Below are 13,686 nucleotides of genomic sequence, written 5' to 3' on the forward strand. Positions count from 1 at the left end.
GAATTGTGCCTTGATGTGATAGTAGTAGATTAGTGGTATTTTATAAAATAATTACCTTATAATATGGAAGCCCTGCCCTCTTATCACTCTTGGTGTATCTAGGGGGGAAAGCAATAAATGCATGTTTATCGGTTCCATACTAAGTACTATTTTTGCTTCAGCTGATTTACAGCGTTCACACAGATTCATGTCGTCACCTACATGGTTCTTCTACTTTATCATCTGGCATCCACTGGCATTATTCCAAAATGAAATCATCACTTTAATTGGCAAAAGAAACAAACGTTTGTTTAAATACGAATGCCAGCGGAACCGTCCCCATGGTTTTCAGATTAATAGAATAGATAAAATTCACTTGAAGAAAAAAAAAGACGAAGAGTGGGCAAAGCACTTAAGGGTAAAAGAAGGATAGAAACCTTTTGGGCATGGCCCTATCAAAAAAGTGAAAGAAATGTTAAGAGGATATGTAAAATGAAGCGACGTCCTTACGACTAAATTCCCTATGTGCTATACTATTCAAACGTTTGATTGAAATCGCTGCAAATACCAGTCTAATAGTTATTCCCATCAAAAGGATGAAAAAAGATTGTCGAACCAAGATAGAATATTTTACAGATAACTATCCAATTTCCCGGAAAATTCTATGGTTATCGACTCACCCAACATCCTTCTTGTCTATTCCCTCTATTTCGCAACTAATCAAACATTTGATTAAAAACCATCTTAATCACGCCAATTCTGAATTTGCCATCCCAATGGCATGAAAAGAATGTCGAGAGCTGTCCATCATTTTACCTTGGATCATACCTAGAAAAAAAACTGTCCATTTAAAATGAACAGTTTTTTTCACTGAACTTCCCAGTGTGATAAACAATTTTATTTTTGTTCTAAAACTGAAATAAATTCTCGTAAATAGTCAGGCAGATCAGGCGGACGGCGGCTTGAAACAAGGTGACCGTCCGTGACCACAGGCTCGTCATACCAGGTAGCCCCTGCATTTTCCATATCATCCTTAATACCAGGTGTACTGGTTACTTTTTTGCCTTTTAGAATTTTTGCCGAAATGAGAACCCAGCCTGCATGGCAGATTTGACCGATTGGTTTTTCGTCGGCATTCATATCCTGGAGCAGGCTAAGAACCTCAGGAAAACGGCGGATTTTATCAGGAGCCCATCCTCCAGGAACTAAGATGGCATCATAGTCTTCAGCCTTCACATCAGCATAACCTAAATCGGACTTAGCGGGTACTCCATATTTACCGATATAGGTTTCGTTTGCAAGTTCTCCAGCTAGATGGACAACTGCTCCCTCTTCTTGAAGCCTTAGTATCGGGTACCAAAGTTCCAAATCCTCAAATTCATGATGAACCAAAGAGATAATTTTCTTTCCCTGTAAACGCATATCCCATTTCCTTTCCGTATCGTTTATTTTTGATTTTCTACTTTAAACCTTACCATAATTAAACGATCAATAAAAAGCGTTCAGTCCCTCACTACGATAAAGTTGTGAGGAACTGAACGGAAAATATGAATAAAGGGAGTTTCTCATTGTTTAGAAGCAGCAGAACCGTCCCTATGCTTCTCTTATGAAATAATTGTTCTTGAAAACGAACAAAACTTTCTTTAAAATAATAGTAAAGGGAGTTTTTCCTTGTGAAGGATGTGTTCAGATGGAGTCAGTTCAAGAACACAAGTTATTAAAAGGCTTTTTCATAGGTTCAACTTTGAGCATACCATTATGGATTTCCTTCTTTGGATGGATAAAAATAGTCATTCATGTTTTTCACTAGAGCCCTAAGGGGCTTTTTTTATTTTCGTTTGCTACAAGGGGCCCTCAAATACCGCTTCTTACGAATCTCATCAAGAAAATGTAAAACTGTAAAAATAGTTTTGACCTGCCTGTCCTTTTTGCCTCTCAAACTATATATATAAGGCGAAAGGAGGTGATGGAAGATGGCACAAGGATTACTAGAAACAACAAAGCTTCGGCTGGTATTTCAACTGGGGATTGATAACGAAGGAAGTCCCATCTTGAAGTCTAAAACGTTTAGCAATGTTTCTAAAACAGCAACAGCTGATCAGTTATTCCAGGCAGCTCATGCAATCTCTGTTTTATGCGAGGGCATGTTGAACAAAGTGGAACGCAATGATAGCACGGAGATTATCGGTTAATGGTCCATAAAAATCCAGTGATGGGAGGTGAAATGAAATGGCTAAAACATTAGAATTGCAATTTGATACCGAGTTCGGAAAAACGGCGAAAATCACAGTCGACAATCCAAAGGATCCAGTGGATGAAGCAGTGGTTAAACTCTCCATGGCGCAGATGATTGCAGCTAACATATTTACTACAGCGAGCGGCAAACTTGTGGCTGCAAAAAGTGCAAGAGTCGTCGACCGCAATGTTACCGACTATGAACTAGCATAATAACAGCGAGGCTGGGTTCTTAAGAACCCGGCCCTTTTTTGGGGTGAAGCGCGGAAGCGCGGGGACGGTTCTTGTGCTTCGGAACCGTACCTTTAAAAGAAAAGAGTGAAGACTCGTAGAACAAATCATACTATTCATTAGCGATGTAGGATTCCCCATAGCTGAGACCCTTCATCTGCTTTACCGCATAGAGTCAAAGTTAAATCTGGTGGACAAATCGATACAAAATCTGCCCGGCCAAATGAGGAAAAATAGTAATCAGCAACAATAAGCACGAGAACCGTCCCCATGCTCCCCTTTGTCATAAAACATTCACATTACACTGAAAAACCGACTGTCCATTTTCTACATGTAACCATATATGAATGATAAACGGTAATGTCTGAAGAAAGGCAGTGGTTGATGATGGCTAAGTATAGAATGGTGCGTACTGATTTTTGGAAGAATCCGATTGTTTTAGAGGAACTTACTCCAGAGGACAAGTACTTTTATCTATATCTTCTTACCAATCCGAGTACGACTCAAATTGGTATCTATAAAATTACGAAGAAACAAATGGCTTTTGATTTGGGGTATTCCATAGAGAGTGTGAATTCGTTAATGGAACGGTTCATTAAGCATCACAAGGTGATCTGTTACAATCCTGAAACGCGGGAAGTCGCGATTAAAAACTGGGGAAAATATAATCTGCATAAAGCTGGAAAACCGATGATGGATTGTATTTATTCCGAATTAAAAGAGGTAGAGGATCTCTCCCTTATTCCATATGTTGCGGAGGCCATTCAAAAAGGCGATATTCGCAGCCTTTATGAATCTTTTTATGTACATGAAGAGATGTCTTTTGGCAATGAAGTGAGCGGCCAAGATGAGCATGATCCATATCCAGACACTGAGTTTGATGAACATGATGATACGATCACGTGTCGTTATACGATACGGGGGCAAAAAGAAAAAGAAAAAGAAAATAAAAAAGAAAAACAACAAGAAGAAGCTCTTCAGCCATATGTAGAGAACAGTCCAAATGCAGAGAATCATCAAAAAACAGTAGATGTAAAAGAAATCATTCAATTTTGGGATTACAACGGATTTGGTGTTACGAACATCCATACGAAACAGCAACTGTTATCCTGGTTAGATGATTCCCGCTTCCTACAGCCGAAAGAGGTCATTTTAAAAGCGATGAATATTGCCTGTGCCAATAACAAGCGAAGGCTGAGTTATGTGATTGGCATTCTAAAAAACTGGGAAAATGAATCCTTACTGACTGTAGAGGAAATAGATTCGTATCAGAAGCACCAAAAACCTGTACCCAAGCATAGGGAATCTACCAAAGCGGATTCTACCGGAAGACATATTCCAAGTGGGTTTACACTCAACCTTACCGCAGGAGAAGATGATTGAGTATGGCGGACACGTTATAGTCGTCAATAATCCTGATTGGCTACCCAACCTGTTCTTTAAAAAGGCTCTCGGTCGTCTATAACCACGAGTGACACGTAATGCCAATCCCTATCTTTGTATTGTATACATAAAAAGGTGACTAAGCCGGTCCCATATAGACCTTCCAAGTCACCCTCTAAAATATGATTGATGTTATTTACTATTCACAACAATCGTGTCACCCTGTTTTTCCATGGACCAACCAAGTATATCAACGGCAGACGTAAGCGGAATATAGGTGATACCTGTTTCACTCTTGATAGCAGGTGTTATCAGATGTACTGGTTTATGATCTACAAACGCAGTACTCCCTTGCACCTTCCATTCAATTTCTTTCTGATTCGTTGTTAGGACCAAACGGTTTTCTTGGGTTTGAGTCACGGAACCATTAATGCTGCGGGCAAAATCGTCTAATGGGACCATTACATTGCCTTTGCTGTCTACAAATGGCGCTTCACCCGGATGACTTACGCCCAATAAGGCATTGTTTAACTGTACTTCAGCAACTGGCCCATTGGAAGACTTGGCAGTTAAATCACCATCGTTAAACATGTAAGGCAAGAAATTAGGATGTTCAAAATCAAACAGATCTAAAATATTGTTGGCATTTGCATCCTTGCTGTTCAATGCAGATAAACCATAGTTCCATTCCAGGAATTTCAAAACCGAAGCATGGTCATATTGAACGTGGCTTACATAGTTCTCTTTTGCATATGGGGAGATGACCATTGCCGGAATGCGTGGTCCATCACCTTGTAAACCATCTGCGTTAGGAGTTACAGTTGGAGGGGCAATATGGTCAAAGAATCCGCCACCTTCATCATACGTCACAATAATGGCCGTATCTTTCCAATAGGGGCTGCTCATAATTTTGTTAATCGTATTGACTGTAAATTCTTCTGCTGATGGAGTACTCTGGTTTCCAGTACCAGGATGTTCATCATCTCCATAACCAGCCTTGATAAAACTAACCGCAGGGAGGTTACTACTATCGATATCCTTCGCAAAATTATTGTAATCTTTTAGATTATGATCATATTTCCCATCCTCATAGTTTTGGAAATACTGAAACGGGTTATGGTGCGGTGAATACGTCTTGGCTTCAGCTGAAGCCGGATCGGCTTTTGCAGCATCCCATCCCCCAGCATACCATGCCCAGGATTGGTTCGATACGCTTAACTCATCGCCAATGTTTTTGTAAGTAAGATTATATTTCAGTCCATTGGTGCTATCCCCGCCAAATGGACCGTTTTTAGGAGATGGGTCACCCGTAATTTGCGCCTTAGGATTTGTGTTTGGATTGGTCGTTTCATTTCCGTTTCCAGATTGCGCTGCCACTAAATAGAAGGCACCTGGCGTAGACGGTCCATAAACAGGCTGAAAATAGTTGTCCGCCATTGCGAAATGCTGAGCATACTGCCAATAAGCAGGGATTTCATTGTAATCAAAATAAGACATAGATAGTAAACCCTTGTCATTCGTATCAGTAGACTTGCCGCTATCATGATTCACCTGATAGAACTTATCCATTTTTCCTCCATCGGCCATGGAGATCATCGCTGAATACCCATGATTGACATCTGTTTCTTGGATTTCACCTTTACCCGCATCATGCCAAGGATAGACCGGATTTCCATTTGAATCAGGGTTATAGACATTCCCGTTACCCTCTCTAGGTACACTGCCTGTTACATAGTTAAAATTCCGAACATCCTTAGGTGTTCCAGGAAGTGATTGGAATCCGGGAGCATACGGATAGGTTCCAAAATAGTTATCAAACGTACGGTTCTCCTGAAAAATGACGACTGTATGTTTGATCGGTGAAGCTGTTTTTAATTCAGAAGCAACTTGCGTTTCTACGGATGCGGTTTTTGGAACCTCTGCGTTTACCTTCCCAACAAAAGGGGCTGCCATAAGCGATAATGCGGTTAATGATAATGTGACTGTACGTATTCCTATTCTCACTTAGAATCTCCTCCACTACTCTCTAACTATTATTTCTTTCAATAGCTATTTAACTAAAAGAATGTAAAGAAATACGAAAGAGAGTGTAAAGGAATGGTAAAAAATTATGAGAATCTGATGAGAAATATTAATAATGTTCTAGGATTAACTGTTTGTTGCTTTGATATAAAAGCTACGAGACCAAATGCAGCCGTAATAGATTAGGAGTTAAGCAATCAGTAAATAGAAGCACGAGAACCGTCCCCACGCTCCCACCCAACTTTGCCACAAATATGTCAAACTTTGTCTAAATTTGTATACTTTAGTACATGGTGAAATAGTCCTAATTATATTTAAATAATATTAGAGGAAATGACTCCCATGTTTACAATTCTATTTCCAAACTATCGAATTGGCGAGTGCACCTAATATAACCAGGTGGACAACCTGGAGCAAAAGAGGTGAAGGACAAGATTTAATCTAGTAAACCTCAACTTAGTTGCTCACATAAAAGTTCGCGCTGATCTAAATGAAGGTATTTCAAAAAACAAATAGGGAGATGTTTTATGACAATTGAACAATTTTATTTAGTAGATGAGGACGTTATTCTAATGACAGGTGAATATAACAATCTTGGTAAGTTTTGTGCAAGAATCATGGTTGGCGGGCAAACGCTCTTAGTTAACAGATCTCCATTACAGGTGATGGATGACACCTTAAAATACATAGGCTTCGATTTAAAAGGAGCACTCAAAGGTACCAAAAACATACTGGGTAATATCAATATGTGCCCGATCATTGTTAATCCTTATAAAGGCATATGTCTTTTTCCATATAAGTCCTCCAAAAAAGAAGATTGTGTTTGGTTTAACCCCGATCATATTATCAAAACCAAGGCCCGCGGCTGCAAAACTGAAGTTGAACTTAGCAACGGTGTATCGATCATTATCGATTTGAAGAAGTACTATTTTATTAACAAGATCCAAACCGCCCATCAATTGAAAAAGATATCCAGCGAAAGGGGAAACCATCCTCGTCCCCTCTCCTACTTCAATGAATCAGAGAAACGGAAACAAATTACCAGGCTAAATGAAGGCAAATATAACTTTACATCTTTAGCAGAATATAACGGTTAAATGCTCAATATGAATGAATTATCACGAAATAGATCAATTCTTAGCGGAAGATACTTTCTTGCTCTAGTCCGTAGTTTACAGTCCTTTTCACTATTTAATAGAGAAAGATATAGCTGTTATGGTTTCGGAATGCTGTTTATAAGATGATAATTGTCTTTTATAACACAATAATGTAAACGCAATCATGCGATACATTTTAATTATACAAGCATTAGATTTCCAGCAAGAAAGACGCTATTAATCTCTTTTAACAAGAATATGATTGAAAAAATAAAGTATAAATCCATTACTTAAACTTAAGGAGAATCATATGAAAAATAATCGTATCGCTCTTTTAGGAGCTCCATTGAAGAAATTAAGAAATGACATGAATCTGACACAATGGGGACTCGCCGACCGTTGCTCCATTGATCCTTCTTACATCAGTTTGCTAGAGAACGATATGAAAATCCCCAAATTAAGCACCATCTTCATTATTGCTGATGGCCTTGGTATTAAGGCCTCGGAGCTAGTAATAGCAATCGAGGAATACATGGAATAGGACAGTATTTTGATTTAAAATGAAATTCATAGATTTAGAGGGTAAACAAGTTCTTCTTGCCTTTTGCCTTATGCCAACTTACGAGTAGTTCACTACGTGTCAAATTCCCTGCCCAAATTATGTAATTGGGGTAAAAGGGGAATTTCCCATGAAAGAGCATCAGATATCATCCATTGGAGATTTAATAGTACAGAAAAGACGTGCTCTGAAAATGTCTCAGGATGAGCTGGCATTTAATTGTAAGAAAACAAGGAAAGCTATAAGTAATATTGAAACGGGAAAGAGCTTGCCAAGTCTACCTGTATTCGAAAAAATTGCACAAGCACTAGGTATGGATGGATCTGAGCTTTATAAAGAAATAGAAGATTTAGGTTTAATTGACGATTTATTTCGAGATGAAAAAGACGAATAACCAACTAGGTTCAGTCCCTCACAACTATAAAGTAGTGCGGGACTGGACCCATTACTATTATGGGCTTATCACAGTTGTCGGGCTGTATTGTTTTTAAGGTATTTACTTACGGTGTTTGGGAAATTCCCAGTTTTTTCGCTTTTTGTCTTTACGATAAATCTCCAACCGTTTTATAAATTTGATATTATGAAAATGAGCATTAAGAGTATGGAGATAAAAAGCAATATTATGACAAGCTTCTTCTAAAATCTGAAAGTAGGCTTCACAATCATAATCATCATAAAAAATAGATGACCTTTGATTCCTCGGCTCATAATATGATACTTAGACTTGGAGACCAAACACGGTGTTTTCTCGTCATCTGATCCTAGCCTCTCTATCACACCTTAACGCGTTAAACTTTTAGAAGAATAGGGATATGACCCCTGGGTTTAGTAAACAATCTAACAAAACAATCAAAGAATACTCTTAATTGACTTTATTTTAAGGAAATATTACCATTTAATTAAAAAGGGTGTTAATAATTTGGATATTTTAGATCAATTATCAAGATCAACTATAAAAATACAATGTGATAACAATACCTCCGGAACGGGATTCTTTTTTAACTTTAATATTGACGACGGAAATTTCGTGCCCACTATAATTACAAACAGACATGTAATGGAAAATGTAAACAGTATAAAATTAGTATTCTCTCTTAATGATTACTTTTCTTCATCTCAAAAAATAGTTGAAAAACATGAAATACTCTACACAAATGTCCAACAACAAGTTATTTATCATAGTGATCCTGAAATTGATCTATGTGCAATTAAAATTAAACCAATTATTCAGTTTCAATTAGAAAATAAAATGGATTTCCAAAAAATCAATCTTGATATGAGTCATATACCAAACGATGAACAGTTAGAAAATTTAAGATTTGTAGAAGATATCGTAATGGTTGGTTATCCAAACGGTTTGTCCGATGTTAAAAATAATTTACCAATTTTCCGAAGAGGATCTACAGCTACACATCCTGGCGTAGATTTTGAAGGGAAGCCAGAGTGTGTAGTTGATATGACGGTAACACCAGGTTCCAGTGGTTCTCCTGTATTTATTTATAATTCAAATGGTTATATGGACAAAAAAGGCAATGTAAATATTGGAAGTGAAAGACTAATATTTCTAGGCATAAATAAAGCCGTTTACACGATGAGTTCAATCGGTGAGATTATTGAAATTCCTTCACCTACTAGACTAGTGACAGCTTCTAATATCGGAATAAATTTAGGTATAATTGTAAAGTCCAAAGCTATTAAAGATTTAGAGAAACAAATTGTTGTAGCAGTAAAGAATAACAATAAATGAACCGAAGTATTTTCCAACTAACGATACCTAGAGCAAAAGTAAAGGATTGTGTGTGTTTGGTTTCAAAGGTGGATATATGTCATTATTGACTGATTAATTCATACACAGTAAAGAATTATTCTATTTTTAAAGATCGGTGCGGTAATACAATAATACAAGTATAGACCTGGGGCATCGACTACTTTCCTTTCTGGAAACCAAAAATTTTTACTAATAGATCTCTACCTGAAAAATAGCTAAGGCACAACCAACTCATAAACGCTAGTAGTTGTGCCTTTTGGCGCACAAAACTTCCGATTGTCGTAAAGTAGATTATATATGGATCTAATTATGTAATGGTCTTAAAAAGAGAATTTTCCTTGGGCAAAGTTAAAGAAAGACCATGCACATAGCTAAAATCACAAAACGATTGCGAAACATTAGGAGATGACAAAAGAACAACTAGCTCAAGAAAATGTATTAGATTGATTATCACACCGACTCACCGACTAGTTTCAACAACACCGTTGTTCACATAACTATTTATTATTATTTTAGCACTCTCCATAAGCTTCCAATAAAACGCTGATTTGCCTCAGCATTTCTAAGTGTTAACTCAGCGATGTCGTAATAATCTGTATCATTCTGTTGATTTCTGGCGATTACGCTGTTCCTTGTCGTTGTCGTCTAAAGAGGTATATAACATCTTGAAAGTCATTCGCACTAAAGAGTTGCCTTTCCATACACATGGATATTATGCTCGAATAATTCTTGACAGGTAATACCTCAACTTTCGGTAATCTGGGCTTAGCAAAAACACTAAAAAAAAGGAATGGTTTATTAAGCCCATTCCCCTTTCTCTTACTTCACTTTATAATAGTCAACATACCAATCTGCAAACTTCTGTAATCCTTCCTCAATAGAAGTCTTAGGCTTAAAACCAACTGCCTGTTCTAATAATTCAGTAGAAGCATAAGTTGCCGGTACATCCCCTGGCTTGATGGGTTCAAATACTTTCTCAAACTGCACTTCCCTATCCATAGCATTACTTAGACATTTCTCCAATGTTTCAATAAATACCATCAATTTTTCGGGGTTACTGTTACCAATGTTAAACACCTTATGCGGTACATTATTTTCCCCAATAGAAGGATTGCTAAGTAAACGTTCAATTCCTTCAACGATGTCATCAACATAAGTGAAATCGCGATATAGGTCATTATCAAAATCTCCATTATTAAAGATCTTGATTGGTTCATCAGCAAAATATTTATTAGCAAAGCCGAAGTACGCCATATCTGGTCGTCCCATTGGGCCATATACAGTAAAAAATCGAAGTCCAGTAGCAGGAATCTTATATAGATGGCTATAAGTATGAGCCATCAATTCATTAGATTTCTTAGTAGCAGCATATAGTGAGACTGGATTATCTACCATATCTGTTTCTGAGAATGGCACCTTTTTATTGGCACCATAAACAGAGCTAGAAGATGCATACACCAGATGTTCCACAGGATTATATCGGCATGCTTCAAGTATATTATAAAAGCCAATTATGTTACTTTGGATATATACATCTGGGTTTTCAATAGAATAACGTACACCTGCTTGGGCAGCAAGATTTACAACAATATTAGGTTTGTATTCTTCAAAGATACTAGTTATTATTTCTTTATTAGAGATGTCACCTCTAATGAAAGTAAACTTCTCAAAAGGTTCAAGGTTTTCAAGACGTGCAAATTTTAGATTAACATCGTAGTAGTCATTTATATTATCAATCCCTATAACACGGCATCCCTGCTTTAATAAATTCTTGGATAGATAGTAACCGATAAAACCCGCTACCCCGGTAATCAAATACGTTTTACTGTTATCTAGTGGTTTGAAGTCTTGAATCATTTGAGCTACTCTCCTTTACCAATGTTCTTGAAAGCTTACTTGTACCAATATTTCTTCCAATGGAGTGATACTCAACTCCAGCCTCTATCATAACTTCCATACCGTAAAGATTCCTACCATCATAGACCAATGGAGTTCTCATTAATTCCCTATAATCCTCTGGCTTTACAGCTTTTATCTCTCCCCATTCAGTAAATATAAAGCAAACATTGGCGCCTTCCAATGCATCGTTAATATCATTTACGTATGTGATACTTCCATTGCTAATTTTCCCTTCAGGATATCTTCGCTTAAAGTTTTCGACTCCAACAGGATCAAATGCAAAAATGTCAGCACCATGTTCTAACAATAAAGGTACATTATCAAGCGACGGTGCTTCCCTTAAATCATCTGTTCCCGGCTTAAAAGTTAAACCAAGGACGGCTACTTTTAAACCGTTAAAAGTAATTAATCTTTTACTAGCTTTCTTGTAAAGGACTGTTTTCTGTTCAGTATTCACATCTATTGCAGCTTTAACTGTTTTAAGTTCATATCCATGCTGATCAGCTATATACTTTAATGCTTTTGTATCTTTTGGGAAGCAACTTCCACCGTAACCAATACCCGCATTTAAAAACTTACTACCAATTCGCTCATCAAAGCTCATACCTACAGCAACATCTTGAATATCAGCCCCAACCAACTCACAAAGGTTAGCGATATCGTTCATATATGATATTTTAAGAGCTAAGAAATCATTTGAAGCATATTTAATCATCTCTGCTGATCTTCTACTGACAGATACAATTGGAATATTGAATGGCTCATATATCTTCATGAGCAACTCTTCAGCCCATTTACTTTCCGTACCAATGATAATTCTAGCAGCATGTAAAGTATCACGAACCGCAGTCCCCTGTGCTAAGAATTCTGGATTAGATGCTACTTCTACCCTAATTTCTTTCCCATGACCAGAACCATTACCAGTATGTTTTTTCCCATCATTAGGAAGAAAATCATAAATAAACTGCTCTACTTTATCATTTGTTCCCACTGGAACTGTTGATTTTACTACAATTAAGCAATCCTTCTCTATTGTTTCTGCTATTTGTCTAGCAACTGTAGCAATGTAGGATAGGTTTGCAGAACCATCAGGCTGCTCAGGCGTTCCAACTCCAATAAAAATTACATCAGCATCCTTGTATGCTTGAGTATAGTTAGTTGTGTAATTTAATCTACCAGCAGTGTAATTTCTCTGCATTAATTCTTCAAGACCAGACTCGTAAATGGGAGAAATGCCTTGTTTCATTAAATTCACCTTTTTTTCATCGGTGTCCACACAGGTTACTTGGTGACCTACTTCCGCAAAACATACCCCTGCCACTAAACCAACATAACCTGTACCTGCTATCGCTATTTTGTACATGTTAAATCTCCCTATCTATTATTTATAGTATTTTGATAACCTTAGCTGGAATTCCAGCTAAAATACAAGAAGATTCATTAATATCTCTCGTTACAACTGCTCCAGCTGCAACAATGACATTTTCCCCATTTATATTTACTCCGGGTAATATAATTGCACCCGACCCAATCCAACAGCCATTATTAATAAATACCTTATTAGTCTTATGGTCTTTTATTAATTGATATTCGTTGTTCCAATTAGTGGTATCTAAACCTGTTGATATAATTTTCGCAAATGCAGATATAACAACATTATTTCCTATTTCTATCTCTCCATCTGCTTGTAAATAGACAAAGTCATTTATTGCAACATTATTCCCCATTTTTATTTTTCCCGGACTTTTAACAACCAACTTGCCATAGACCCTTAGACGATTAGTCAATGGCAACCGAAAAAGAATTTTATAATATAGTGACCTAATTTTAAAAGAAAGATTATTAACTTTATTAAATACTTTCAAAAACATTTAAGAATTCCTCTTTATTGTAATTTTATTTTTAATATTTTTTTATATACACTCACTATAGAAATTAAATCACTTTTATTGAGTATAAATATATCTTGAAAACTTATCTTTTTAGAAGTCAATAGAAAAAGCGCATATAAAGTACCGTATATTAAATAGGAGATGGCTGAAGCTATTGCAGATCCCTTTATACCGTATTTAGGAATTAGTAGATAATTAAAAACAACGTTAATAATTAAAGATGCTAAGCTAATATATAAGTGAATTGCTGGTTTTCCATCCGCTACAGCAATTGGTGCAATAACTTTTCCAATAGTAGCAAATACTATTCCTATAAATAAAATTCTTAGAATACTTATAGCGTCAACATAATTTGAGCCGTAAATAAATATTATTACAGGACTTAATAATACACCAATACCCACAGCAATTAATGTAATATAGAAGGAGTATTTAATTGTTTTTATAATTGTTTCATTTTGACTTTGATTTTGGTTAACCAATCTTCCCATTAATGCTCCAGAAACACTTTGGGGAATCGAAAAGGCTAGTTCTGAAAGACTAACGGCAATAGAGTAGATACCTAATTCTTTCTTTCCTAGAAAATGATTAATAAGTATCTGATCGGATCTATAATTCAAA

Annotated in this window: 15 protein-coding genes; 9 read left to right on the forward strand and 6 right to left on the reverse strand. The window is 36.7% G+C overall.

Features of this window, described 5'->3' with window-relative positions; all coding sequences use genetic code 11:
* The first annotated feature begins 121 nt into the window (after nt 1-121).
* Nucleotides 122-412, forward strand: coding sequence for a hypothetical protein (locus V7266_RS10900; RefSeq protein ID WP_335467913.1), 291 nt, complete (start codon nt 122-124; stop codon nt 410-412).
* Between the two features lie 464 nt (nt 413-876).
* Here the strand turns inward: V7266_RS10900 and V7266_RS10905 are convergent, their stop codons facing one another.
* Nucleotides 877-1,401 carry a type 1 glutamine amidotransferase domain-containing protein gene (locus V7266_RS10905; RefSeq protein ID WP_335467914.1) on the reverse strand — a complete coding sequence of 175 codons (525 nt, stop codon included), beginning with the start codon at nt 1,399-1,401 and terminating at the stop codon, nt 877-879.
* Nucleotides 1,402-1,952: 551 nt separating this feature from the next.
* Here V7266_RS10905 and V7266_RS10910 point away from each other — a divergent pair.
* The 4 genes from V7266_RS10910 (at nt 1,953) to V7266_RS10925 (ending at nt 3,828) form a co-directional block, all read left to right on the forward strand.
* Nucleotides 1,953-2,171 carry a DUF1659 domain-containing protein gene (locus tag V7266_RS10910; protein ID WP_335467915.1) on the forward strand — a complete coding sequence of 73 codons (219 nt, stop codon included), beginning with the start codon at nt 1,953-1,955 and terminating at the stop codon, nt 2,169-2,171.
* A 37-nt stretch (nt 2,172-2,208) separates the two neighbouring features.
* Nucleotides 2,209-2,427 (forward strand): DUF2922 domain-containing protein, encoded by a 219-nt coding sequence (locus V7266_RS10915; protein ID WP_335467916.1) that lies wholly within the window; start codon nt 2,209-2,211, stop codon nt 2,425-2,427.
* 175 nt (nt 2,428-2,602) lie between these two features.
* On the forward strand, nt 2,603-2,698 hold the full coding sequence (locus V7266_RS10920; protein WP_335467930.1) for a hypothetical protein: 96 nt from the start codon (nt 2,603-2,605) through the stop codon (nt 2,696-2,698).
* 134 nt (nt 2,699-2,832) lie between these two features.
* Nucleotides 2,833-3,828: a DnaD domain protein gene (locus tag V7266_RS10925; protein WP_335467917.1), complete on the forward strand. Its 996-nt coding sequence runs from the start codon at nt 2,833-2,835 to the stop codon at nt 3,826-3,828.
* Nucleotides 3,829-4,020: 192 nt separating this feature from the next.
* Here V7266_RS10925 and V7266_RS10930 read toward each other — a convergent pair whose 3' ends face one another.
* Nucleotides 4,021-5,832, reverse strand: a complete 1,812-nt coding sequence (locus tag V7266_RS10930) for a phospholipase C (protein WP_335467918.1) — start codon at nt 5,830-5,832, stop codon at nt 4,021-4,023.
* A 545-nt stretch (nt 5,833-6,377) separates the two neighbouring features.
* On the opposite strand from V7266_RS10930, the gene V7266_RS10935 reads away from it, so the two are divergent.
* The 4 genes from V7266_RS10935 to V7266_RS10950 all read left to right on the forward strand — a co-directional run bounded on the left by V7266_RS10935 (nt 6,378) and on the right by V7266_RS10950 (nt 9,253).
* Entirely contained in the window at nt 6,378-6,947 is a 570-nt protein-coding gene (locus V7266_RS10935; protein ID WP_335467919.1) for a competence protein ComK, read from the forward strand.
* Nucleotides 6,948-7,257: 310 nt separating this feature from the next.
* Entirely contained in the window at nt 7,258-7,488 is a 231-nt protein-coding gene (locus V7266_RS10940; protein WP_335467920.1) for a helix-turn-helix domain-containing protein, read from the forward strand.
* A gap of 148 nt (nt 7,489-7,636) precedes the next feature.
* Entirely contained in the window at nt 7,637-7,900 is a 264-nt protein-coding gene (locus V7266_RS10945; protein WP_335467921.1) for a helix-turn-helix domain-containing protein, read from the forward strand.
* A 525-nt stretch (nt 7,901-8,425) separates the two neighbouring features.
* Complete coding sequence (locus V7266_RS10950) at nt 8,426-9,253, forward strand: S1 family peptidase (protein ID WP_335467922.1); 828 nt, start codon at nt 8,426-8,428, stop codon at nt 9,251-9,253.
* 840 nt (nt 9,254-10,093) lie between these two features.
* Here the strand turns inward: V7266_RS10950 and V7266_RS10955 are convergent.
* The 4 genes from V7266_RS10955 to V7266_RS10970 form a co-directional block, all read right to left on the reverse strand.
* Complete coding sequence (locus tag V7266_RS10955; protein WP_335467923.1) at nt 10,094-11,131, reverse strand: GDP-mannose 4,6-dehydratase; 1,038 nt, start codon at nt 11,129-11,131, stop codon at nt 10,094-10,096.
* A complete protein-coding gene (locus V7266_RS10960; RefSeq protein ID WP_335467924.1) occupies nt 11,103-12,536 on the reverse strand; it encodes a UDP-glucose dehydrogenase family protein in 1,434 nt (477 codons plus the stop codon). Before V7266_RS10960 ends, V7266_RS10955 begins: the two co-directional genes overlap by 29 nt.
* Nucleotides 12,537-12,558: 22 nt before the next feature.
* Nucleotides 12,559-13,044: an acyltransferase gene (locus V7266_RS10965; protein ID WP_335467925.1), complete on the reverse strand. Its 486-nt coding sequence runs from the start codon at nt 13,042-13,044 to the stop codon at nt 12,559-12,561.
* 14 nt (nt 13,045-13,058) lie between these two features.
* Nucleotides 13,059-13,686, reverse strand: a 628-nt coding sequence (locus V7266_RS10970) for an MATE family efflux transporter (RefSeq protein WP_335467926.1), incomplete at its 5' end; no start/stop codon positions are given.

It is taken from the genome of Neobacillus drentensis (genome assembly GCF_036965645.1).
GTDB lineage: Bacteria > Bacillota > Bacilli > Bacillales > Cytobacillaceae > Neobacillus > Neobacillus drentensis_D.